The sequence below is a fragment of the Pseudomonas sp. RW409 genome, from assembly GCF_003184125.1.
GTDB lineage: Bacteria > Pseudomonadota > Gammaproteobacteria > Pseudomonadales > Pseudomonadaceae > Aquipseudomonas > Aquipseudomonas chlororaphis_I.
Map to the genome: position 1 here is coordinate 1,346,120 of NZ_QHHP01000041.1, position 22,179 is coordinate 1,368,298.

At 63.7% G+C, this 22,179-nt stretch carries 22 protein-coding genes; 13 read left to right on the forward strand and 9 right to left on the reverse strand.

Annotated elements, in window-relative coordinates; translation table 11 throughout:
• Nucleotides 1–27 precede the first annotated feature (27 nt).
• From DK261_RS26560 to DK261_RS26580, 5 genes are all read right to left on the reverse strand, one after another.
• Nucleotides 28–795, reverse strand: a complete 768-nt coding sequence (locus tag DK261_RS26560; RefSeq protein WP_038632653.1) for an ABC transporter permease — start codon at nt 793–795, stop codon at nt 28–30.
• Complete coding sequence (locus DK261_RS26565; protein ID WP_009049188.1) at nt 795–1,994, reverse strand: ABC transporter substrate-binding protein; 1,200 nt, start codon at nt 1,992–1,994, stop codon at nt 795–797. Before DK261_RS26565 ends, DK261_RS26560 begins: the two co-directional genes overlap by 1 nt.
• 141 nt (nt 1,995–2,135) lie before the next feature.
• The gene (locus DK261_RS26570; protein WP_110176902.1) at nt 2,136–2,945 is read right to left on the reverse strand and encodes an ABC transporter ATP-binding protein; all 810 of its coding nucleotides are present in this window, start codon (nt 2,943–2,945) and stop codon (nt 2,136–2,138) included.
• Nucleotides 2,942–4,012 (reverse strand): acyl-CoA dehydrogenase family protein, encoded by a 1,071-nt coding sequence (locus tag DK261_RS26575; protein WP_110176904.1) that lies wholly within the window; start codon nt 4,010–4,012, stop codon nt 2,942–2,944. Before DK261_RS26575 ends, DK261_RS26570 begins: the two co-directional genes overlap by 4 nt.
• A gap of 63 nt (nt 4,013–4,075) precedes the next feature.
• Nucleotides 4,076–4,636, reverse strand: a complete 561-nt coding sequence (locus DK261_RS26580; protein WP_110176906.1) for a carboxymuconolactone decarboxylase family protein — start codon at nt 4,634–4,636, stop codon at nt 4,076–4,078.
• Nucleotides 4,637–4,740: 104 nt separating this feature from the next.
• Between DK261_RS26580 and DK261_RS26585 the strand changes: the two genes are divergently transcribed.
• Nucleotides 4,741–5,664 (forward strand): AraC family transcriptional regulator, encoded by a 924-nt coding sequence (locus tag DK261_RS26585; RefSeq protein ID WP_101282560.1) that lies wholly within the window; start codon nt 4,741–4,743, stop codon nt 5,662–5,664.
• Between the two features lie 24 nt (nt 5,665–5,688).
• Here DK261_RS26585 and DK261_RS26590 read toward each other — a convergent pair whose 3' ends face one another.
• A complete protein-coding gene (locus tag DK261_RS26590) occupies nt 5,689–6,636 on the reverse strand; it encodes an ABC transporter substrate-binding protein (protein WP_110176908.1) in 948 nt (315 codons plus the stop codon).
• A 338-nt stretch (nt 6,637–6,974) separates the two neighbouring features.
• Between DK261_RS26590 and DK261_RS26595 the strand changes: the two genes are divergently transcribed.
• From DK261_RS26595 to DK261_RS26610, 5 genes are all read left to right on the forward strand, one after another.
• Complete coding sequence (locus DK261_RS26595; protein WP_110176910.1) at nt 6,975–7,967, forward strand: aliphatic sulfonate ABC transporter substrate-binding protein; 993 nt, start codon at nt 6,975–6,977, stop codon at nt 7,965–7,967.
• 64 nt (nt 7,968–8,031) lie between these two features.
• Nucleotides 8,032–8,880, forward strand: coding sequence for an ABC transporter permease (locus DK261_RS26600; protein WP_028684098.1), 849 nt, complete (start codon nt 8,032–8,034; stop codon nt 8,878–8,880).
• A gap of 18 nt (nt 8,881–8,898) precedes the next feature.
• A complete protein-coding gene (locus DK261_RS26605; RefSeq protein WP_028684099.1) occupies nt 8,899–9,612 on the forward strand; it encodes an ABC transporter ATP-binding protein in 714 nt (237 codons plus the stop codon).
• A 133-nt stretch (nt 9,613–9,745) separates the two neighbouring features.
• A complete protein-coding gene (locus DK261_RS33260; protein WP_009049197.1) occupies nt 9,746–9,907 on the forward strand; it encodes a hypothetical protein in 162 nt (53 codons plus the stop codon).
• A 53-nt stretch (nt 9,908–9,960) separates the two neighbouring features.
• The gene (locus DK261_RS26610; RefSeq protein WP_371356831.1) at nt 9,961–10,551 is read left to right on the forward strand and encodes a helix-turn-helix domain-containing protein; all 591 of its coding nucleotides are present in this window, start codon (nt 9,961–9,963) and stop codon (nt 10,549–10,551) included.
• Between the two features lie 142 nt (nt 10,552–10,693).
• Here DK261_RS26610 and DK261_RS26615 read toward each other — a convergent pair whose 3' ends face one another.
• Nucleotides 10,694–11,203 (reverse strand): hypothetical protein, encoded by a 510-nt coding sequence (locus DK261_RS26615; protein ID WP_016705135.1) that lies wholly within the window; start codon nt 11,201–11,203, stop codon nt 10,694–10,696.
• 66 nt (nt 11,204–11,269) lie between these two features.
• On the opposite strand from DK261_RS26615, the gene DK261_RS33090 reads away from it, so the two are divergent.
• On the forward strand, nt 11,270–11,443 hold the full coding sequence (locus DK261_RS33090) for a hypothetical protein (protein ID WP_016705134.1): 174 nt from the start codon (nt 11,270–11,272) through the stop codon (nt 11,441–11,443).
• Nucleotides 11,444–11,572: 129 nt separating this feature from the next.
• On the opposite strand, the gene DK261_RS26620 is transcribed toward DK261_RS33090, so the two are convergent.
• A complete protein-coding gene (locus tag DK261_RS26620; RefSeq protein ID WP_009049200.1) occupies nt 11,573–11,788 on the reverse strand; it encodes a molybdopterin-binding protein in 216 nt (71 codons plus the stop codon).
• Nucleotides 11,789–11,995: 207 nt separating this feature from the next.
• On the opposite strand from DK261_RS26620, the gene DK261_RS26625 reads away from it, so the two are divergent.
• From DK261_RS26625 to DK261_RS26650, 6 genes are all read left to right on the forward strand, one after another.
• Entirely contained in the window at nt 11,996–12,817 is an 822-nt protein-coding gene (locus DK261_RS26625; protein WP_041983615.1) for an aldo/keto reductase, read from the forward strand.
• A gap of 146 nt (nt 12,818–12,963) precedes the next feature.
• A complete protein-coding gene (locus DK261_RS26630) occupies nt 12,964–15,792 on the forward strand; it encodes a response regulator (protein WP_028684101.1) in 2,829 nt (942 codons plus the stop codon).
• On the forward strand, nt 15,779–16,969 hold the full coding sequence (locus tag DK261_RS26635) for an EAL domain-containing protein (protein ID WP_009049203.1): 1,191 nt from the start codon (nt 15,779–15,781) through the stop codon (nt 16,967–16,969). Before DK261_RS26630 ends, DK261_RS26635 begins: the two co-directional genes overlap by 14 nt.
• 111 nt (nt 16,970–17,080) lie before the next feature.
• Complete coding sequence (locus tag DK261_RS26640; RefSeq protein ID WP_110176912.1) at nt 17,081–20,296, forward strand: hybrid sensor histidine kinase/response regulator; 3,216 nt, start codon at nt 17,081–17,083, stop codon at nt 20,294–20,296.
• A 74-nt stretch (nt 20,297–20,370) separates the two neighbouring features.
• Nucleotides 20,371–21,018 (forward strand): response regulator, encoded by a 648-nt coding sequence (locus tag DK261_RS26645; protein WP_009049205.1) that lies wholly within the window; start codon nt 20,371–20,373, stop codon nt 21,016–21,018.
• A 43-nt stretch (nt 21,019–21,061) separates the two neighbouring features.
• Entirely contained in the window at nt 21,062–21,475 is a 414-nt protein-coding gene (locus DK261_RS26650) for a TIGR03067 domain-containing protein (protein WP_028684103.1), read from the forward strand.
• Between the two features lie 25 nt (nt 21,476–21,500).
• Here the strand turns inward: DK261_RS26650 and DK261_RS26655 are convergent, their stop codons facing one another.
• The gene (locus DK261_RS26655) at nt 21,501–22,127 is read right to left on the reverse strand and encodes a TetR/AcrR family transcriptional regulator (RefSeq protein ID WP_110176914.1); all 627 of its coding nucleotides are present in this window, start codon (nt 22,125–22,127) and stop codon (nt 21,501–21,503) included.
• Nucleotides 22,128–22,179: the final 52 nt, after the last annotated feature.

The following is a 22,179-nucleotide window of genomic DNA, read 5'->3' on the forward strand; positions in this document are numbered from 1 at the left end:
CCCACTGACAATGCGCCCGTCGCGGCGTTACGGCAAGTGCGTCCAGCGTCGGTGCAGACCGCGGGCCAGGCTGTCCAGGGCAAAGCCCAGGGCGCCGATCAGCAGCACCATGGCCATCAGTTCCGAATAGGCCAGGCGGTCGCGGGTATCGAGGATGAAATAGCCCAGGCCGGCGCTGACGCCGAGCATTTCGCAGGGCACCAGGACGATCCACAAAATGCCGATGGCCAGGCGCACGCCGGTCAGCACATGGCCCAGCACCCCGGGCAGGATCACCTTGCGCAGGGTTTCCCAGCGGGTGGCGCTGAGGCTGCGGCTCAGTTGCAGCCAGCGCGGGTCGAGCTGGCGCACCCCGGCCGCGGTGTTGAGCAGGATCGGCCAGACCGCGGCGAAGGCCAGCAGGAAGTAGATCGGCTGGTCCCCTACCCCCATCAGCATCACCACCACCGGCATCCACGACAGCGGCGAGATCATCCGCAGGAACTGGAACGCCGGGGTGGTGGCCGCCTCCAGGTGGCGGTAGCTGCCGATCAGCAGGCCCAGGGGCACGCCGACCAGCAAGGCCAGGGCCAGGCCAACCAGGATGCGCTTGAGGCTGACCAGCACATGCTCGTACAGCTCGGCGCGGCCCAGCAGTTCCAGCAGGCTGGCCAGGGTCGCCGCCGGCGAAAAGCGCGCCGCCAGCCCGTCGGTGCTGCCGAACAGGCGCACGCCCAGCCACCACAACAGCAGCAGGCACAACAGCCCGCCCACGCCCAGCAGCCAAGGCAGGTTCGATGCGGATCGCTTGGCCATCAGAGGCTGAACTCCTCGCTGCGTTCGAAGCTGTCGGGCAAGCCGAATGCCTTGAGCCCGCCGACCGACGCGATGGCGTTGCGCACAAAGCGCTCGTCCACCAGGTCGCGGGCGGTGTGCTGCGGGTCGAGGCTGGCCAGGAAACCCTTGTCGCCTTCGATCAGGGTGTCCTTGAGGCGCTTGACCAGCTCCTCGGTGTAGCTGGGGAACGGGTACGGCTGAAAGTCGATGCGCTGCTCGTCCCACTGCGCGTGCTGGATCGCGCCGTCGGCCAGGTATTGCTGGCGTTCGCCGGCACTCGGCGCCAGCACCCGGCTCAACACCTGCGGCGCATGCGGGGTGTAGCGGTTGGCGCCGTCCCGGGACAGCAGCCGGGCGGCCTCGGCGCGGTTGTCGCGGGTCCACAGCTGCGCCTTGACGATGGCGTTGACCACCTTCTGCGACCATTCGGGGCGGTTGTTCAGATCCTGCTCATGCATGAACACCACGCAGCAGGCGTGGTTGCGCCAGATATCCCCGGTAAAGCGCTGCACCCGGCCGACCTTGAGTTCCTCGGCCAGGGCATTGAACGGCTCGGCGACTATGTAGCCGGCGATGCGCTTGCTGGCCAGGGCCGGCGGCATGTCCGACGGCGGCAGCACCAGCAGGTTGACCTCGTTGGCCGCCAGCGGGCTGCTGGCCGGCCGGCTCACCGGGGTCAGGCCGTTGTCGCGCAGCAGTTGCTGCACCACCACGTTGTGAATCGAGTACCAGAACGGAATCGCCAGCGCCTGCCCGCCCAGTTGGCGGACCTCGGTGATGCCCGGCGCCACCGTCAGGCCAGAGCCGCCAACGTGGTTCCAGGCCACCACCTTGGCCGGCACCTTGCTGCCATAACGGGCCCAGACGGTCATCGGCGACAGCAGGTGGATCACATTGACCTGCCCGGAAATGAACGCCTCGATCACCTGCGCCCAGCTGCGCAACAGCACCGGGCGCTCGGAGCGGATGCCCTCGGCCTCGAACAGGCCGTTGTTATGGGCCACCAGCAAGGGCGTGGCGTCGGTGATCGGCAGGTAACCGATGCGCACCGGCGCGTCCGGCTCCGCGGCGGCGCGGGCCTGCAGGCTACCCAGCAACGGCAAGGCGCCGCCGGCGGTGAGCAAGGCGCTGAGTTTGAGGAAGTCGCGACGGCTGTGAGTGAAGTCATCCAGGCACATGGTGTATCTCCGACAATTCGGGCAAGGGTTTGGCCGCGATCTCCTGTAGGAGCGAAGCTTGCTCGCGAAAAACCTCAACGTTGACGGGGTGTCTGGGACACTGCGCCGCTCTGACGTTTTTATCGCGAGCAAGCTTCGCTCCTACAGGGGTAGAGGCTGGGCTAAGGCTTGGGGTTGTGCAGTGCGGCTCGCCCGCCGAAGGGTTTTGAGAATCTCGATACGCAGGGTGCCCAGTTCTTCCACCAGCTCGGCACGCGGCTGAGGCAGGTCGATGCGCCACTCGCCGAGGGTTCGCGCCGGGCTGTTACCCAGTAGCAGAATGCGCTCGGAAAGCAGCAGGGCTTCGTCGATGTCGTGGGTGATCAATAACGCCGCGGTGCGGTGCTCGGCGATCACCTTGAGCAGCAGTTGCTGCATGTCGGCGCGGGTCACTTCGTCCAGCGCGCCGAAGGGTTCGTCGAGCAACAGCACCTGTGGCTGGCGCGCCAGGCAACGGGCCAGCGCGGTGCGCTGGGCCATGCCGCCGGACAGCTGCGCCGGGTAGTGCCCGCGGGCATGCTGCAGGCCGACCTCGGCGATTGCCTGGTCGACCCGCGCCTGGCGCTGCTGGGCGCTCAGCGCCGGCTGGCGGGCGAAGTCGAGGCCGAAGGCGACGTTGTGTTCCAGGTTCAGCCAGGGCAACAGGCTGGGGTCCTGGAAAGCCACGGCCACCCGTGGATGCGGGCCGTCCAGCGTTTGCCCCAGCAGGCTGACACTGCCACCCTGAGGCGCCTGCAAGCCGGCCAGGACCCGCAACAGGCTGGATTTGCCGACGCCGCTGGGGCCGAGGATCGACACCACCTCCCCCGGCTGCAAGCGCAGGTCGAAGCCTTCCAGCACCGCTTGCCAGCCGTGTTCGCCGCCGGGGTAGCCGAGGCTGACCTGCCGGGCTTCGAGCAAGGCCGCGCTCATGCCGCCGCGTCCCGCGCCTGGCGCTGCAACTCGGCGCGCAACTGCACCAGGCTCGGCGTGACGACCGGCACGAAGGCCGACTCGCGCCAGCGCCGAGCAAAGCCGCTGCCATGTTCGCTCAGGTAGGCCTTGCCGCCACTGGCCTGCAACTCCAGCTGCACGGCGTTGGCGACGGCCTCGGCCAGGGCGATGCGCAGCCGGAACAGCGCCGCGGGCTGGGTCAGGAAACGCCCCTCCAGCAGGCCGCGCTTGAGCTCATCGACGCGCTCTTCCAACTGCTGGCGTTGCTCCTGCAAGGGCTCGCGCAGGATCGAACGGCCGCTGTGCAAATGGGTTTGCACTTCATCCAGCGCGCGCCGCGCCAGGCCGATGGCCATGCCACATTGCAGGCCGAGAAACGCCGGGCGCACCGCCGGCAGAAAGACCTTGGCGTCCTCGTGCAGCAACCAGTCATGGCCAACCTCGACCTGTTGCAACTCCAGCGCCGCGGTGTTGCTCGACTGCAAGCCCATCAGTTGCAAGTCCTCCGAGCGTTGCAGGCCATCCAGCGCCGCGGGAATCGCCAGGACAAAGGGCGCGCCACCCTCTTCGTGCTCGATGGCCGCGGCCACCACAAAACCGCTCTTGCGCAGATTGGTGACCCAGTGCAGGCGCCCGTTCAGGCACCAGCCGCCGGCTTGTGGCAACGCACGGACTTGCAGGGCCTCGATGCCCGAGAGGAACTTCATGGCGTTCGACAGCCCGGTGGCTCCCGCCAACTTGCCGCTGAGCAGGTCCGGCAACAGACGCTCGCGCAAGCCCGCGTTGGGGCTGTGCAGCAGGTATTCGATAAAGGCCCGCTGGCCCCAGAACACAAAGGCCGCCGCCAGGGAATGGCTGGCCACCGCGGCCACCGCTTCCACGGCAGCGCCCAGGTCGCCGTCGCTACCGCCCTGCCCGGCCGGAATGCCGATGCGCAGCACCTGGGCCTCGGCCAGTCGCGCCAGCACCTGCTGCGGGTCGCAGTGGCCCAGATCCAGGGCCTGGGCCTCGGCGTCCAGCCATTGACTCAATGCGGGGTCGAGCATGTGGTTTTCTCCTTTTCTACGCGGCAGCGGCCCACCGGCCGTGCCTTGAATCCAGCCGCTGCATCATTGCTGCGGCGCTTGCCAGCGGTACTTGGCCAGTTCCGGGTTCAGCGGCGTGCGGGCGAACACGTTGGCGAAGTTGCACAGGGTCGCCAGGCTCACCCCGAGAATCACCTCCAGGGCATTGCCCTCGCTGTAGCCGGCGGCCTTGAACGCCGCGAATGTCGGCTCGCTGACGTTGCCGCGGGTGGCGATCACCTCGGCGGCGAAGGCGGCCAACGCCTGCAGTTTTGCCTCCGGCAAAGGAGTCAGCTCACGCAACGCGCTGATCACTTCGTCCGGCAGCTTGGCCTTGTTCTGCGCCACCGCAGTGTGCCCGGCCACGCAGAAATCGCAACCGTGGGTGGTGGCCGCCACCAGTTGCACCACTTCCCGTTCGGCCAGGCTCAGCTCAGCCTTGCCATTGAGCGCCGATACCGTAACGTAGGTCTCCAGCGCCGCCGGGGCATTGGCCAGGATGCCCAGCAGATTGGGGATGAAGCCCGAGTTGTTCTGGGCGTTCTGCAAAAATGGCCGGGCCGCTTCGGGAGCGCTTTGCAGGCTGTGTAGAGTGATGCGCGACATGCGGTGGACTCCTGTTGTGTAGGTGTCCGGCCAGTCTGTTGGTTATAAGAATTTCGATCCATATTCTAAAGTAGCGATTACTTGCTCCTGAGTGTTTCCATTAGATGATTTCGTCCAGCCCACTGGTTGATTGGTTATTAGAAAGCCTCGAACTCGACGCCAGCTTGTTCCATGTCGGCCGTTACTGCGGCGGCTGGCACGCCAGCACCCACGGCCTGGCCCGGGCCAGCTTCCACCTGATCGTGCAAGGCCATTGCTGGCTGCATATCGAGGGCCAGGAGCAGGCCCAGCGCCTGAATGCCGGGGATGCGCTGTTCCTGCTGCGTGACCTGGACTATCGCCTGTCCAGCGCCGAACAGCGTAGTGCCGCCCATGAACTGCCACGCAGGGCCATGCAGGCGTTCGACGCTCACGCAAAAGATCAGGCCGAAGATGGCGTGGGCCTGGTCTGCGGTTTCTTTCACTTCAGCTCCGGGCTGTCGTCGCTGATCATCGACGGCCTGCCGGACTGGATCGTACTGCGCGCCGGCGACCCGTCCCTGAGCGCGGCCCGGGCGCTGTTCGAGCTGATCCTGGAAGAATGCCAGCGCATACCCGCGCCCTCTTCGGCGCTGCTGGAACGCCTGAGCCATCTGCTGTTCCTCTATGTGCTGCGCCAGCAGGTGGCCGACAACCAGGGCCTCGGTGGACTGGTGGCGCTGGCCCGACATCCGGCCTTCGCCGCGCTGCTGGAACAGCTGATCGAGCACCCCGAACAGCCCTGGCCCCTGGAAAGCATGGCGGCCTGCACCGGGCTGTCGCGCTCGGCCTTCTTCAAGCGCTTCAACGAACTGGCCGGGCAATCCCCGGGCCAGGTCCTGCTGGCGCTGCGCATGCGCCATGCCTGCCAGTTGCTCAAGGCCAACCACACCGTGGAACAGGCCGGCGCGGCGGTGGGTTATCAATCGGTGGCGGCCTTTACCCGGGCCTTCGCCAAGGCCGTGGGCGTGCAGCCGGGGGCTTATCGCCGCCAGCACGAAGGGCGCTGACGCTCCGCAGTCCTCAGCGTTCGCTTACGGGTTCAGCGCCTGGGTAAAGGACGTATCGACAACAGTCGCGGTGGCCAAGGGCGCCGGCAGCGCCTTGACCTTGAACAGGAAGTCCGCGGTGCTTTGCAGGTCGGCGGCGGCCTGTTGGTCCACCGGGCCGACGCTCATGTGCGCCTGGCGCAGCCAATGGCGGGAGACGTTCTGGTCGAGGTTGGCCTTTTTCGCCCACAGGTCGGCGTACTGGTCGGTGTGGCTGTCGACCCAGGCACGGGCCTGTTTCAGGCGGCCGAGGAAGTCGGCGATGGCGGCGCGCTTGCTGTCGATGGCCGGGGTCGAGGCGGCGATGGCGCTGAGGCCGGGCATCAGGTTCTTCGCGGTGAGGATCGGCCGCGCGCCGGAGAACAGGATCTGTTGCGAGATATAGGGTTCCCACACCGGGAAGGCGTCGATGCTGCCCTGGGGCAAGGCCGCGGCGGCGTCGATCGGCATCAGCTTGATGAACTCGACATGGTCCTCCGGCAGGCCGGCCTGCTCCAGGGCGCGCAGGGTCAGTTGCTGGCTCCAGGCGCCGGGCCAGTAGGCGACCTTCTTGCCCTTGAGGTCGGCGATGGTCTGCACCGGCGAGTCCTTGGGCACCAGCAAGGCGATGGTGTCCGGGTTCTGCCGTGAGACGCCGATCAGCTTCACCGGCGCCTGTTTCGCGGCGAGGAACAGAAAGCCCGAATCGCCGAGGAAACCCAGGTCCAGGGCGCCGGTATTCAGCGCTTCGGCCAGCGGTGCGGCGGCCTGGAAGTGTTTCCAGTCGACCTTGTAGGGCGCGCCTTCGAGCACACCCGAGGCCTCCACCGAGGCTCGCACGTTGTAGTAGTTCTGGTCGCCGACATGCAGGACCAGCGGCTCGGCGGCCTGGACCAGGGGTACCGCGAACAGGGTGCTGAAGAGCAGGCGGCGCAAGCGTCGGGAGAGCGTCATGGGAAATTCCTGGATGATTGGAAAAGCGGATTTTCTAGAACATAACGCTCTTAGAATCTGGTTTTGAAATTCTGTTAACGCATAAGCTCATAGCCGCTTCTGCATCCGCAACCCGTAGCTGTTGATAGAGAAACAGCAAGGCAACAGGCTGTTGGCCAGGCAACATCGCCTGAAGCTTCTTTCTCCTGGCAACGCCTGGAAACCGCCCTTCCCCGGTCTATGGCACAGAGCCTGCAATATTCCTTTCCGGCAGGACTCACCCCTGCCTTCCGTTACTTTTGAAATAAGAGACGGAAATAACAACATTGCCCTCTCGCCGCCTTGTCCGGAGCCGCTCCATGAAACCCGTCTTCCGCTTCCCCCTGGCCCGCGCCAGGTACCTGCTCGGCGCCTGCGCCCTGGCGCTTAGCCTGCAACCCCTGGCCCAGGCCGCGGAAAGCCCGCCGGCCGAAGTGCACCTGGACTACGCCTATTACTCGCCGGTCAGCCTGGTGCTCAAGCGCTTCGGCTTTCTCGAGAAGGCCCTGCCCCAGACCAAGGTCAGCTGGGTCCTCAGCCAGGGCAGCAACCGCTCCCTGGAATACCTCAACAGCGGCGGCGTCGACTTCGCCTCCTCCGCCAGCCTGGCGGCGGTGCTGAGCCGGGCCAACGGCAGCCCGATCAAGTCGGTGTACGTCTACAGCCGCGCCGAATGGACCGCCCTGGTGGTGCGCAAGGATTCGCCGTACCAGACAGTCGCCGACCTCAAGGGCAAGAAGATCGCCGCCACCAAGGGCACCGATCCCTACCTGTTCACCCTGCGCAGCCTGCAACAGGCCGGGCTGAAAAAAGACGATGTGGAACTGGTGCACCTGCAGCACCCGGACGGCCGCACCGCCCTGGAAAAAGGCGACGTCGACGCCTGGGCCGGCCTCGACCCGCATATGGCCGCCAGCGAAGTACAGGCCGGCTCGCGCCTGCTGTACCGCAACAGCGCCTTCAACAGCTACGGCGTGCTCAGTGTCACCGAGCAGTACGCCAAGGAGCATCCGCAGACCATCGCCACCGTGCTCGCCGCCTACGAGCAGGCCCGCGAATGGTCGGTCAAGCACCCGGACGAGTTGGCCAAGCTGCTGGCGGACGAATCCGGCCTGCCGCTGGAAGTGGCCCGGCTGCAACTGTCGCGCACCGACCTCGGCAGCCCACAGTTGAGTGCCGAGGATGTGCTGGCCTCCAAGGCCGCCGCGCCGATCCTGGTCTCCGAGGAACTGGTGCGCCGCGGGGTGAACGTCGATCAGGCGATCGACCAGTTGCTCGACACCGGCGTCAAGCAGGCCGTGGCCCGTCAATAACCTACCGCCCAGGCGACAACCGAGCCCGCGCCTGACGCGGATTCGGCGTTGCCGGAGAATCGCCATGAGCAGCGACAGCAACAACCTCTCGACCCGCCTGGCCTTGTCCGCGCAGGGCAAGCTCCCGCGCTTCAACCCCGTCCGCTGGCGCCTGCGCCTCAAGGGCCTGGTCCTGCCGATAGCGATCATCCTGCTGCTGGAGATCGTGGTGCGCCTCGGCTGGCTGCCGTCGTACCAGATGCCGGCCCCCAGCGAGATCGCCCTGACCCTCGGCGACCTGGCCCAAGGCGCGCTGTGGAAACACATCGGCGCCAGCCTGCTGCGGGTGCTGCTGGGCTTTGCCATCGGCGCCAGCCTGGCCCTGGTATTCGCCGCCTGGGTCGGCCTGAGCCGGGAAGCCGAAGCCTACCTGGAGCCGACCTTCGCCGGCCTGCGTTCGATCCCCAGCCTGGCCTGGGTGCCGTTGCTCCTGCTGTGGCTGGGCATCGACGAGACCTCGAAGGTGGTGCTGATCGCCATCGGCGCCTTCTTCCCGGTGTACCTCAATGGCGTGGCGGCGATTCGCGATATCGACCGCAAGCTGGTGGAGGTCGGGCATATGTACGCTTTCGGCCGGCGCCGGCTGGTGCGGCGGATTCTCCTGCCGGCCGCCCTGCCCGGCCTGTTCACCGGCTTGCGCAGCGGCATGAGCCTGGCCTGGATGTTCCTGGTGGCCGCCGAACTGATCGCCGCCACCAAGGGCCTGGGTTATCTGCTCAGCGACGGCCGGGAAACCTCGCGGCCGGACATCGTGCTGGCGGCGATCATCGTCCTCGCCGTGCTCGGCAAGCTCAGCGACGGCCTTCTCGCCGGCCTGGAAAAACGCTGCCTGGCCTGGCGCGACACCTTCAATGGCCAAGACAGCCATGACTGAAACACAGAGGATCGAGCCATGACCCAAGCCCTGCTGGATATCCACGTGGAGCGCAAGACCTTCGCCACCACCACCGTCCTCGACGATATCCACCTGCAATTGCAGCCGCGGGAAACCGTCAGCCTGCTGGGCCCCAGCGGCTGCGGCAAAAGCACCTTGCTGCGGATCGTCGCCGGCCTGGAGAAGGACTTCCAGGGGCAACTGCTGAGCCATACCGAACGCCTGGCCTTTGTCTTCCAGGAGCCGCGGCTGATGCCCTGGCTGACGGTGGAACAGAACATCGGCTTCAGCGACGACAAGCATTACGACCGGGCCTGGGTCGCGCAACTGATCGCGGAAGTCGGCCTCGCGGGTTTTGCCCAGGCCCTGCCCAAGGCGCTGTCCGGCGGCATGGCGCAGCGGGTGGCGATCGCCCGCGGCCTGTACTCGCGGCCGCAGGTGCTGCTGCTCGACGAGCCCTTCAGCGCGGTGGACGCCTTTACCCGGATGAAACTGCAGGACCTGCTGCTGCAACTGGCCGAGCGTCACGCCATCGCCCTGCTGCTGGTGACCCACGATGTCGACGAGGCGCTGTACCTGAGCGACCGGGTGCTGGTGATGGACAACCGTCCCAGCCGCATTCGCCAGGAACTGGCGGTGCAACTGAGCCACCCGCGGGACCGTCGCGACCCGCTGCTGGCGCGCCTCAAGGCGTTGGCCCTGACCGAATTGCACAAGGCCCATGTGATTTGAGCGGGCGTTGTTACGGGCTCGAAAGCTAAGAACACAAAGGAATTAATAAATAAATAATCAGTATTTATGGTTATAAAAATAACCACGTACTCTCAGCTCATCCCGCCCATTGGTCACGACAGTGAAGTGCCTTATGAAACCGACTGACAACGTTATCGACTTCGCCCAGTTCCGCAAACGCAAGCAGGCCCAGCAACTGGCCCGGGCCATGTGGGAGCTGTACGCGCGCAATGCCGGTTACCAGGCGTTCCAGTGGATTCAGGCGGCCCAGCCGACCAGGACATACCACGCGTGAGCGTCCAGGAACCCTCGCGCTTTCTGGCGAGCGCCGACGAACCCGGCCTTGATCTGAGCCACCTGGAAACGCAGGAAGAAGACCCGATCAGCGAGCGGGTCGCGCAGAACCTGCAACGCCTGCGCAGCAAGCGTCATCTGTCCCTGGATGCCCTGGCCCGCCAGTGCGGGGTCAGCCGGGCGATGCTGGCGCAGATCGAGTCCGGGCGCAGCGTGCCGTCGATCAAGGTGCTGTGCAAGATCGCCAAGGGCCTGAAGGTGTCGGTCGCGGCCTTTCTCGAACACCGCGCCTTCGAAGGTGTGGCGGTGCTGCCATCGAGCCAGAGCAAACGCCTGGTCAGCGCCAACGGCGCCTTTGTCAGCCGCGCCCTGTTCCCCTTCGACGTGGCGCGCCAGTCGGAATTCTACGAACTGCGCCTGAGCCCGCTCGGCGAAGACCAGTCCGAAGGACACGGACCGGGGGTCCAGGAAAACCTGGTGGTGTCCCAGGGCGTACTGGAAATCAGCGTCAACCAGGAACGCTACCTACTCTCCACCGGCGACTCGATCCTGTTCTACGCCGACCAGCCGCACCGCTACCGCAACCCGGCCGACAGCGAGGCGGTGGCCTACCTGGTGGTGACCTATCCGGAACGCCTGGACTGAACCAGCCGGGACTGTGCTGACAGGGCGGGTCCTGCGGCCCCGATCGCAGGCTGCGCCAGCGGCTACGAATGCCAATAGTCCCTCTATAGAAAAAGCCCGGCGGGATCATCCCGGCCGGGCTTTTTTGTGCCGCCGCGAGGAATCAGCAGGTGCAGCACATCATCGGCATGCCGTTGCAGCTCATCATCATTGGCATGCCGCAGTCGTTCATCATCTTCATCATCAGGGCGCAGCAGCTTTTCATCATGTCCATGTTCATGCCGGCCATCGGCATGATCTTGCACATCATGCAGTCGGCTTCGAGGGTGCATTCCATCACGCACTTCATCGACGGCATCGGCATGCCCATCATCGGCATTGGCATCATGGCGCCCATCATCGGCATGGCCATGCTCGCCTGGGACATGCACATCATGCTCATGTTGGCGCAATGCATCATCATCGGCATGCCGCAGTTCATCATCATCTGCATCATTTGCGCGCTGTTCTTGAACATGGCCATGTCCATGCCCGCGGCCGGCATCATCTTGCACAGCATGCCGTCGTCCATCATTTCGCAGCTCATGGTCGCCATCATCATCGGCATGCCCATCATCGGCATCATCGGCATGTTGGCGTTCATCGGCATTTGCATCTGCATGGCATTCATCATGGTGAAACTCCCTAAGCGATTCGATAGTTGGACGAAGCTGATGGGGCGGATTCTAGGGAGTGGCGAATGCCGCACAAGATGCCGATCGAACAGCAATCGCGGCTGCCGGGGCAGCTTCAGCGCAGCCGTTCGCGCGGGATTTTCCGCTTGAGCAGCCAGATGGATTTCATCGCGGACGGGAGCAGGACCGCAGCGTGTTTTCCGCTGCGATGGATATGCGCGAATCAGCGCAGCCAATAACCCAAAGAAATAATCATTCTAAGGAGGCCCGACTTTTCTCGGGAAAGGCGGCTTGCCACCCTTGCCGGTGCCCCTGTGGCAGGGTTCGGCGAGCGTGACAAGCGAGGTGCAGGGTCGGGATCGAAAGCCTCAGAGCTTGGCGATCGATACTTCGGTGGATTTGACGAAGGCGATGACCTCGCTGCCGACCTTCAATTCCAGGTCGCGCACCGAGCGCGTGGTGATCACCGAGGTGACGATGCCCGAGGCGGTCTGCACATCGATTTCCGAGACCACCTGGCCTTCATGGATCTCCTTGATGACGCCCTTGAACTGATTGCGAACGTTGATTGCCTTGATGGTCATGGTGGGCCTTCCTGTCTGGGGTGGGCACTGGCGCATCGCCGTGCAGGCCTCTAAGGTGCCTTGCACCTGGAAACATTAAAAGGAATAAATAGTAGTTATTTTATTCCCTAAGTGAATATAAAAGATTACCTCCCTCACTTCGTTACCTTGACCGGCAACCGCGCCTTTGCTTCTCTGGGTCCTTGCTAACCCTTTCAGGAGATTGTCATGCGAACACTCGATCTGGCGGGCGTGCCCGTCCCGGTGATTGGCCAGGGTACCTGGCGCATGGGCGAGGAGCGCCACCAGCGTAACGCCGAGATTGCCGCATTGCAGGCCGGTATCGAACGGGGCATGAGCCTGATCGATACCGCCGAGATGTATGCCGAGGGCGGCGCGGAGGAAGTGGTTGGCGCCGCCATCACCGGCCAGCGCGACCGGGTGTTCCTGGTCAGCAAGGTGTACCCGCACAACGCCAGCCGCAAAGGCATTCCCCAAGCCTGCGACCGCAGCCTGCGGCGCCTGGGGACCGACTATATCGATCTGTACCTGCTGCACTGGCGTGGCCAATACCCTCTTGAAGAAACGGTGGAAGCCTTCGAACGCCTGCGCGAAGACGGCAAGATCGGCCGCTGGGGCGTTTCCAATTTCGACCTCGACGACCTCGAGGAACTGGCGAGCCCGGCCTGCGCCACCAACCAGGTGCTGTACAACATCGAGGAACGCGGCATCGAATTCGACCTGCTGCCCGCCGCGCAACAACAGCGCTTGCCGCTCATGGCTTACTGCCCTATCGCCCAGGCCGGCAAGCTGCTGCGCCATCCCACGCTGCAGCAGGTCGCCGAACGCCATGGCCTGACCACGGCCCAGGTTTCCCTGGCCTGGGTCCTGCGCCAGGAAGGTGTGATCGCCATTCCCAAGGCGGTGCACCCCGAGCATGTCCGGCTGAACGCCGAGGCGGCCGGGTTGCGCTTGCACGACGAAGACCTGGCGGCCATCGACCAGGCCTTCCCCGCGCCACTGCGCAAGCAGCGACTGGCAGTGGTCTGAGCCGGTCGCGAGCGGCACCGCAGCGAAAAAACCTGGCACCCGTGCCAGGCTCTTTTCGTCGTCGACAAGGCTGGAAGCGGCGAAATACCAGCGACTTTAAGGATCGTCCTATCCCGGATTAAGGAGGGTTTATTTAGAGTGGGTCCATGAGATTAAAGACCTACCTTCATCAGATCAGTCCCGTATTTTCCAGTCCTGAAGCCGCTAGCAGGTTGCTGCGTCTTTTCGCGCTCATTCTTTTGGTTGGTATCCTCGGAGCCGTCTACAACTTCCTCAATTCCACCCTCAGCAACGACATTTCCCGGCGCCGCGGCTACATGAGCAGCGCCATCGCCGAAGCCCAGACCTTTTTCACCAGCCGCGAGGCCTTGCTGGAAAGCCTCAGCCTGTCCGCGGTACGCCGCTCCAAGCAGGCCCAGGCCCTGGTGTACCTGCCCTCCACCGAAGAACTGCACCTGCAACTGGGCGACCTCGATGACCCATGGAGCATCTGGCTAAGCGTGCGCATGCGCGAATACTTCAAGGCCAAGCAGGTCAACCTGCTGTATGTGAGTCCCGGTCCCGAGGCCCGGGTCATGCGCCTCTACAGCAGCAACCCGACCTCCCCCAACCTGCCCAGGACCATCCTCTCCAAGCTTGAGGCGCTCAACCATGGAGAGCATCCGGACACCAACGAGCTGTGGCTCACCGACCCGTCCACGCAGACTTCGCAGCTGTACATTTTCACCCGGCTCGACGAGCGCACCGATGACTCCGGCTGGCTGGGCCTGGAAATGGATGGGCGGGAAGTGCTCAAGGCCCTCAGCGACCAGAGCGCCGGCGAGTTCATGATGTTCAACTCCGAAGGCGCGCTGCTGTTCACCAACACCCCGGCCGGGCGCCTGGGGCAGGCCCTGCAACAACTGCAAGGCAGCAACTTCTTCGGTTTCGTCGGCAGCCGCTGGTGGCCCGATCACCTGGTGATCCGCAAGCAACTGATGACCTCCGACTGGCAACTGGTCTACTCCTTCAGCCTGCAGTCGCTGCTGATCGCGCTCTGGCCCCAGCTGGCCGGCGCGCTGGTGTTCTGCCTGTTCAGCATCAGCCTGATCTGCCTGCTGACCCGCCGCATCGAGCACCGCTTCATCACTCCTGCGCTGAGCCGTATCCAGGCCCTGGTCGAGAGCGAGCTGTTCAGCCGCGACGTGATCCAGACCGCGCCCGTGGCCTTGTGCGTGCTGCGGCGTACCGATGGCCAGGTGGTCCTGGAAAACACCCTGGCGCAGCAGTGGCTGGGCGACGGCATCGAACGGGAAATACTCTGCGCCGGCTGGATCCAGCAAGCCTTCAAGAGCCACGAACCGAACCGCTTCGACTACTTCGAGACCGCCGACGGGCGCCACCTTTACCTGAGCTCCGCGCCCACCCGCTACAAGGGCGAAGACGTGTTGTTCTGCGCCTTCAGCGACATCAGTGCGCGCAAGCAGGTGGAAGCCGCGCTGGAAGAAGCCCGGCAGATGGCCGACGCCGCCAACGAAGCCAAGACCCTGTTCCTCGCCACCATGAGCCATGAAATACGCACCCCGCTGTATGGCGTGCTGGGCACCCTGGAGCTGCTCGCGCGTACCCAGCTGGATACCCAGCAGCGCGACTACCTGCGCGCCATCGAGTGTTCTTCCTCGACCCTGTTGCAGCTGATCTGCGATGTGCTGGACGTGTCCAAGATCGAAGCCGGGCAACTGGCCCTGGAGCTGAATGAGTTCTCGCCGCTGGACCTGGTCCACGAGCTGATCCAGGGCTATTCCGCCGCCGCGTCGAACAAGGGCCTGCTGCTCTATTCCTGCGTGGACCCGCAGATCCCCGAGCGTCTGATCGGCGACGTCACCCGCATCCGGCAGATCCTCAGCAACCTGCTCAACAACGCAGTGAAGTTCACCGACCTGGGGCGCATCGTGCTGCGGGTCAACCTGCTGAGCCGCGATGGCGAGCGCTCCAGCATCCTGTGGCAGGTTTCCGACACCGGCAAAGGCATTGCCCAGGATCATCAGCCACTGATCTTCGAACCCTTCTATCAAACCGGCGGCAATACCAACGTGGTGGCGGGCACCGGCCTGGGCCTGCCTATCTGCCAGCGCCTCACGCAATTGATGAACGGCAGCCTGCGCATGGTCAGCGAACTGGGGCTGGGCAGCAGCTTCTCCCTCACCCTGCCCCTGGAAGCCGCGATCGATGGGCCGGTCACCCTGCCCGCCACCCAGCTGCTGCCGGAAACCATCTATGTGATGTCCAGCGTGCGGGAGCTCGCGGAGTCCATCGGCGGCTGGCTGCGCCAGTGGGGAGCCCGGGTGCAGCTGTGCCATCCCTCGAAGATCGCCCCGACCAGCGATTGCCTGCTGGTGGAGGTCCACCCCGGCGAACTGGAACAACGCCTGCAACCGGACTGGCCCGGTCCGCTGATCCTCGCCACCGGCACCGGCAACAACGAACCGCAGGTTCGTACCGGGTGCTGGCACGTGAACCTGAACCACCTGCGCTCCATTCACCAGGCGGTCAGCCAGGCCCAGGGGCTGTGGGTGGCCAAGGCCGAGAGCCACAACGAACACTGGACGCTGAAGCAACTGGAACTGAAGGTGCTGGTGGCCGAAGACAACGTCATCAACCAGTTGATCCTCAGGGATCAGCTCGAAGAGCTGGGCTGCAGCGTGGAGCTTGCGTCGAACGGCGAGGAAGCCCTGTCGATGTGGAACCCCGAGCGGTTCGACCTGGTCCTCACTGACGTCAACATGCCCGTGATGAATGGCTATGAACTGGCCAAGGAGTTGCGACGCCGTGGCTGTACGGTCCCGATCATCGGTGCCACGGCCAACGCGATGCGTGGAGAAGAAGAGCAATGTCTGGCGGCCGGAATGAACCATTGCCTGGTCAAACCTTTTGCATTACGCGCCCTGTTCAATTACCTAGCGCCCTATGAAAGAGCGAAGAATGAAGCCCTGTAGCATATTGATCGTTGAAGACCATCCCTTCCAGCACATGTACCTGCAGCATCTGTTCGGTGAGCTGGGCCCCTATTACCTGGAAGGCGCAAGGGATGGCGAAGAGGCGCTGGAACGCTTGAAATGGCGCAAGTTCGACCTGGTGCTCACCGACCTGTTGATGCCGGGAATGGATGGCGTGCAGTTCATCCAGGGACTGGCGGCCCTGCACTCCAAGCCGGCGCTGGCGATCATGAGCTCGGCTTCGCGGCGCATGCTGATGAGCGCCAGCCTGGTCGCCAAGAACCTCGGGGTGAAAGTCATCGGCCTGATTTCGAAACCGGTGAACCTCGCCGCCCTGCAAACCCTGACCACCCAGCTGAGCATCTCGCAGCCGAGCTCGCCACGCCCCTTGCCGACCGCCATGCTCAATCGGGCCGCGCTGGCCCAGGCCATCCAGGAAGAGCAATTCGAGGCCTGGTTCCAACCCAAGAAATCGCTGTTCAACGGCCGCATCGTCGCCGCCGAAGCCCTGGTCCGCTGGATGCATCCGACACAGGGCATGCTGCTCCCCGACGCCTTCCTGCCCGCCCTCAAGTCCTTCGATCTCGAGGAGGAGCTGCTGTGGCTGGTCCTGCGCCAGGCGATCCAGGCCCAGGCCCGCTGGCGCCAGCATGACTACGACATTCCGGTGTCGATCAATCTGCCGACCCATCTGCTCAACAGCCACGACCTGGCGGACCGCCTGTTCGACTTTGTCATGGAACATCAGGGCGTACCGGGGCAGATCTGTTTCGAACTCATGGAATGTTCGGTGCCCCAGGACATCAGTAACTTCTATGCCGGCGCCTGCCGCTTGCGCATCAAGGGCTTCGGCCTGTCCCAGGACGACTTCGGCAAGGGCTACAGCTCGTACATGAACCTGGTTTCCACCCCGTTCACCGAGCTGAAGATCGATCGCGCCCTGGTCCAGGGATGCCATGCCAGCGAAGAACTGACCAAGGCCCTGACCAGCATCATTGCCCTGGGTCGCCAACTGGGCCTGACCGTGGTCGCTGAAGGCGTGGAAAGCGCCGAGGAGTTGGCGCTGTTGCGCAAGATCGACTGTAGCCAGGTGCAGGGGTTCCTGATCTCTCGCGCAGTCCCCTCCGAACAGTTTCAACAGCTGCTGGTGAACGACGGTCCAGCCGCCAGTTATTGAACCGAGGACACCCACCCTTCAGGATTACATGCCCCACATCACTGACAAGTCGTTGTTTAAAGGTAAAATCCTCAAGGCTTCGACTTTTTCATGCTTTTTTGGATACCAGTGATGAACCACCAGGACACGCTTCTCGAGAATCTGAAACGATACTCGACTCGCCTGAACAAGGGATTGTTGATTTTTCTCGGCTTGACCCTGCTGTTGATCGCCATCAGTTACTGGTCGTCGCACAAACTGCTCGAAGAACAACACGACAGGTTCAAGGCGCACTTTGCGCGGATGATGGAAGACATCCGCGAACATGAAGACTTCCTCCGTGGCGTCGCCGTACAAGGCACCCAGGTCCCCTTGCGCTCCAGCGACTCGGGTTCGTACCTGAAAAGCGCCTTGCCCGAAGAGGGATTGCACAACTACCTGGGCCAGGAATTCGCCTTTTCCACGCCCTTCAGCCTGTCCGTCAACCAACAGAACATCGCACCTGACACCTTGGCCAGGCTATCCGATCTGGGAGAGCACCTGACCGATTACTACAGCGCCTTCTGGTCCACTTCCCATTACCAGTCACCGCCGTTTTTTCTGTTCGATGTCGAGGACAGCTTCAATATCGGCATTCCGGCAGCCGGGCATTCACGAGACCCGCTCTGGAAAAACGACACCCCCAACAAGGCACTCGTCCTGCAAACACTCAAGCTGCTGCTGGCGAACGATCCGGCACGGGCCGATGGCGTGGTCGATTGGGAACCCCTGGTCCCGCATCAGGCCAACGAGGCCCCCGTCCGGCTGCTGGCCTATGTCAGCGCCCACCTCGGGCCGCAAGGGTCAGGCGTCCAGGACGCCGGCAACCCGGTCGGCATTGCGTCGCTGTTGAGCATGGACCTGGTCAGCGACATCAAGCGACTCATGCCGTGGTCGACCTATGACCATGTGACCCTGATCGCCCCCTCCGGCAAGGTGCTGAGCGGTTCGCTGCAACCGGGCGACGTGCTGCATGACGGGCTGAACATCACCGGCGACGGCATGGTCTTCAAAGTCTCGAGCAACTCCGCCGAGCCCTGGACCGCCCTCTACACCATCGGTTTCAAGAGCTACTTCAACTACACCCTGTGGCCCTTGCCGGTCTTGCTGGCCTTGCTGATCGGCGGCATCGGCTGTGGCTGGCTGGTCAGTCGCCGGTATCAGTCGCGCATCGTCAAACCGGTCTACGAGGCTTACCAACGCACCGCCGAAAGCGAGGCCTTCAGCCGGGCCGTGATCGATAGCGCGCCCACCGGCCTGTGCGTGGTGCGTCGCGCGGACTTCAAGGTCCTGCTGGAAAACCGCAAAGCCCAGCAGTGGCAAGGCAGCACAAAACTGCGGATGGCCCTGGAGAACCGGCAGGACCTGTCCGTCGCCGGTGAAACCCGGCTGGACATTGACGGTACCCACCTGCAGGTAGGGTTCGTGCCCACCCGTTACCAGGGCGAGGATGCCGTGCTTTGTGCCTTCCACGACGTGACCAGCCATATCGAGGGCGCGGCCATGCTGGAACAGGCGCGACGCTCCGCCGATGCGGCGAGCGAAGCCAAGACCCTGTTCCTCGCCACCATGAGCCATGAAATTCGCACCCCGCTCTACGGCGTGCTGGGCACCCTGGAACTGCTCGGGCTGACGCGCCTGGATGCGCGGCAGCGCGAACACCTGCAAACCATCCAGCGCTCGTCCAGCACCCTGTTCCAATTGATCAGCGATGTGCTGGACATTTCCAAGATCGAATCCGGGCAGATGGCGATCGAGTCCCAGGCGTTCTGCCCGTTGCAGATGATCGAGGACACGCTGCATGCCTACAGTGTCTTCGCCGAAAACAAGGGCTTGCTGCTGTACGCCTGTGTCGATGCAACGTTGCCCGACCAGTTGCAGGGCGACCCGATACGGATCCGCCAGATCCTCAACAACCTGCTCAGCAATGCCATCAAGTTCACCGACACCGGCCGTGTCGTGCTGCGGGTCAGGGTCCTGGAATCCGTGGAGGGCCAGGCCAGCCTGGAATGGCAGGTCACCGACTCCGGCATCGGCATCTCGCCAGCCCAGCAGGAGCGGCTGTTCGACACCTTCTACCAGGTACGCGACGCTTCCAGCGAGGCCGGTGCCGGGCTCGGCCTGGCGATATGCCGCTGGTTGACGGAAATGATGGACGGCCAGATACGCGTGGTCAGCGAGCCCGGCCTGGGCAGCAGCTTCTCGCTGCGGCTGGGGCTGAAGGTCATGCCGGGCTCGCTGGATGGCTGCGCGGACATCCTGCCGACCACCCAGGCGGTGTATGTGCGGGCGCCCGCCGTGGAGCTGACGCAGAGCACCTGCGACTGGCTGAATCGCCTCGGCGTGGTCGCCAAGCCATTGCCGGCCTTTGTCGAAGAGTCGCGCCAGGCCAACCTGCTGGTCGATGTCCTGCCCTCCGACAACCTGCCCGCCTGGGCCGGCCCCCGGGTCCTGTGCGCCAGCGGCGAACACCCGCCGGCACAGCCAAAGCCAGGCTGCAGCGTGGATGCCCATGATGTGCGGGCCATTGCCAGGGCCGTCTCCCTGACCCTGCATGGGAAAACCATTGCGCCCGCCGCTCCCGAATACGACCTGAGCAGCAGGCTCGGCCTGCATATACTGGTGGCCGAGGACAACGCGATCAATCAGGCGATCATCAAGGAGCAACTCGAAGCCCTGGGCTGCACGGTGACCGCCGCCTCCAACGGCGAAGAAGCCTTGCAGCTCTGGCAGCCGCAGGTGTTCGACCTGGTGCTGACCGATGTGAACATGCCGCTGCTCAACGGTTATGAACTGACCCGGGCCCTGCGTGAGCGCGACCGGGAGGTTCCGATTGTCGGGGTCACGGCCAATGCCCTGCGCGAAGAAGGTGCCCGCTGCATGGCCGTCGGCATGAATGCCTGGCTGGTCAAACCCTTGAGCCTGCAGACGCTGCACCACTACCTGTCGAATCTCTGCGCGAACGCGCCTGCCCAGGAACCGCAACCGATGATCGATGCAACGCCTCCCCCCGCGACCGGCGACACCATGATCGAGCTGTCTCCGAAAATGCGTGCGCTGTTCATTACCACCATGCGCCAGGATATCCAGAGCGTGACCGACGCCCTCGACGCCCAGGATGCCAAGCGGCTCGCCGAGCGACTGCACAGCGCCGCCGGCGCGCTGGGTGCCGTGCAGTTGAGCGCACTGGCGAAAAACTGTGCCGAACTGGAGTCCCGGATACTGCAAAGCGCGACGACTTCTTCCGTGACCCTTGAGGTGAAAAGCCTGATACAAAGCTTGACGGATATTCTTAATGCACTTGAATGAGACGCGACAAGATTTGATGAACGCAATCCCTTATTCTTTCTCCTTACCAACCGGCGTATTACGAGTGGCTAGTCATGGAAAAATTTAAAGTAGTCATCGCCGACGATCACCCGATTGTTCTGCTCGGCGTTCGCGAGTTGATGGAACGAGAAAGCAACTTTGAAATAGTCGGTGAAGCCATCAGCTCACAGGGCTTGATCGAAATCCTCGAGCAACAACCGGTCGATATCGTCATTACCGATTACAACATGCCCGGGGATTCTCCCTACGGCGACGGCCTCAAGCTGGTCGAGTACCTCAAGCGCCACTTCCCGCGCCTGCAGGTACTGATCCTGACCATGATCTCCAACCAGTTGATCCTTACACGCCTGCATGAGCTGGGGGTGGTCGGGGTGATCCAGAAAAGCCAGCTGCACAATGAAATCCAGGTGGCGCTCAAGACCATCGTCGAAAGAGGTTCCTATCAGAGTATCGAACCTGCGCCGAGCTCGGTCATCGAGTCCAATGCAAGCATCGACGACCGGATTTCCATGCTCTCGCCCAAGGAGTTTGAAATCCTGCGGCTGTTCGTTTCCGGCAAGAGCGTCAGTGACATTGCCCGAAGCCAGAACCGCAGTTCGAAGACCATCAGCGCGCAGAAAATCTCCGCCATGCGCAAGCTGGAAGTCGAGAGCGACCAGGACCTGCTGACGTACTGCATCGGTCGCAACATCTTCAACTGACCCCGCCCCTTTCACCCAGCAAAGACAGAAGGCCCGAGCAGCGATGACCGGCGACGACCAGTTCGATCTGCAACAGCTTCAAGGTGCCTGGGAACAGGTGGAGTACGAGGACAACGGGGTCAGCAACCCACCTGACGAACATGGCGCCCCAGGCGCCCTTACCCTGATCCAGGGGCAAGGGTTCCGTGTCGTGACGCTTGAAGGCGAGCTGTTGCTCGCGGGTAGTTTTACCCTCGATACCCGGACCACGCCGAAGTCCATTACCTGGGTCGATTCCATGGGCGCCGACACCGGCAAGCACTTGCCGGCCAGCTATCGACTCGAAGGCGATGAGTTCGTCTTCATCGCCGCGGACGAGGGCCAACCCAGGCCCACCGAGTTCCGCACCGGGCCGGGTGAAACCCTGCGCCGGTTCATCCGCGTCTCACAGGACGGCACAGGCCTCGGCAACCGCTGAGGCTCGCTTATTGGCGGGCATCCCGTCAGGCCCTGGCCCGCTGTATTTCCCGTCCCGCCAACTCGCCGATCGCCAGCAACGCTGCGCAATCCGCGCCATCCTGGGCCTGTACCGACATGCCTTGAATGATCGCCCCGATATACCGGGCCAGCGCCGCGGCCTGGGTATCGGCGTGCAGTTGCCCGCTGGCGATGCCCTGCTCGATATGCCCTTCAAAGGCCTGGAGGGTGTTGGCCCTCAGGGCACTGACAAATTCACGAATAGCATCGTTTTCCACCGCGCAGGTCAGGGTCGCGGTGGAGATCATGCAGCCCCGCGGCCGGCCAGGCAGGCTGTACTCATGAGCCGCCTCGCGCAGCAGGCGGAGAAAACCGTCCACCACGTCCGCTTCCTCGCGCAGTGCCCGCTCGGCAAAGGCCCCGGTGCTGCGCTGGTAATGCAGCAGCGCCTGCTGGTAAAGCTCGGCCTTGGACCTGAACGCCGCATACAGGCTTTGCACCGTGATGCCCATGGCCGCCGACAACTCCGGCATCGAGGCGCCTTCATAACCCAGGCGCCAGAACACCTCGGCCGCAAGGGCCAGGACCTGGTCGCGATCAAAGGCAATCGGCCGTCCACGACGGCGCACCACGGCAGTAGGGTTATTTATCATAGTGATCACTATTGAAATTAGAACGAATGCCGGTTAATCATAACGAACACTG

Coding starts and splice junctions, on each gene's coding strand:
- DK261_RS26575 (WP_110176904.1), bottom strand. CDS start 4,012: ATGCTCGACCCCGCATTGAGTCAATGGCTGGACGCCGAGGCCCAGGCC.
- DK261_RS26590 (WP_110176908.1), bottom strand. CDS start 6,636: ATGACGCTCTCCCGACGCTTGCGCCGCCTGCTCTTCAGCACCCTGTTC.
- DK261_RS26640 (WP_110176912.1), top strand. CDS start 17,081: ATGAACCACCAGGACACGCTTCTCGAGAATCTGAAACGATACTCGACT.
- DK261_RS26650 (WP_028684103.1), top strand. CDS start 21,062: ATGACCGGCGACGACCAGTTCGATCTGCAACAGCTTCAAGGTGCCTGG.
- DK261_RS26570 (WP_110176902.1), bottom strand. CDS start 2,945: ATGAGCGCGGCCTTGCTCGAAGCCCGGCAGGTCAGCCTCGGCTACCCC.
- DK261_RS26595 (WP_110176910.1), top strand. CDS start 6,975: ATGAAACCCGTCTTCCGCTTCCCCCTGGCCCGCGCCAGGTACCTGCTC.
- DK261_RS26645 (WP_009049205.1), top strand. CDS start 20,371: ATGGAAAAATTTAAAGTAGTCATCGCCGACGATCACCCGATTGTTCTG.
- DK261_RS26580 (WP_110176906.1), bottom strand. CDS start 4,636: ATGTCGCGCATCACTCTACACAGCCTGCAAAGCGCTCCCGAAGCGGCC.
- DK261_RS26615 (WP_016705135.1), bottom strand. CDS start 11,203: ATGATGAATGCCATGCAGATGCAAATGCCGATGAACGCCAACATGCCG.
- DK261_RS26625 (WP_041983615.1), top strand. CDS start 11,996: ATGCGAACACTCGATCTGGCGGGCGTGCCCGTCCCGGTGATTGGCCAG.
- DK261_RS26605 (WP_028684099.1), top strand. CDS start 8,899: ATGACCCAAGCCCTGCTGGATATCCACGTGGAGCGCAAGACCTTCGCC.
- DK261_RS26565 (WP_009049188.1), bottom strand. CDS start 1,994: ATGTGCCTGGATGACTTCACTCACAGCCGTCGCGACTTCCTCAAACTC.
- DK261_RS26630 (WP_028684101.1), top strand. CDS start 12,964: ATGAGATTAAAGACCTACCTTCATCAGATCAGTCCCGTATTTTCCAGT.
- DK261_RS26600 (WP_028684098.1), top strand. CDS start 8,032: ATGAGCAGCGACAGCAACAACCTCTCGACCCGCCTGGCCTTGTCCGCG.
- DK261_RS26620 (WP_009049200.1), bottom strand. CDS start 11,788: ATGACCATCAAGGCAATCAACGTTCGCAATCAGTTCAAGGGCGTCATC.
- DK261_RS33090 (WP_016705134.1), top strand. CDS start 11,270: ATGCCGCACAAGATGCCGATCGAACAGCAATCGCGGCTGCCGGGGCAG.
- DK261_RS26585 (WP_101282560.1), top strand. CDS start 4,741: ATGATTTCGTCCAGCCCACTGGTTGATTGGTTATTAGAAAGCCTCGAA.
- DK261_RS33260 (WP_009049197.1), top strand. CDS start 9,746: ATGAAACCGACTGACAACGTTATCGACTTCGCCCAGTTCCGCAAACGC.
- DK261_RS26635 (WP_009049203.1), top strand. CDS start 15,779: ATGAAGCCCTGTAGCATATTGATCGTTGAAGACCATCCCTTCCAGCAC.
- DK261_RS26560 (WP_038632653.1), bottom strand. CDS start 795: ATGGCCAAGCGATCCGCATCGAACCTGCCTTGGCTGCTGGGCGTGGGC.
- DK261_RS26655 (WP_110176914.1), bottom strand. CDS start 22,127: ATGATAAATAACCCTACTGCCGTGGTGCGCCGTCGTGGACGGCCGATT.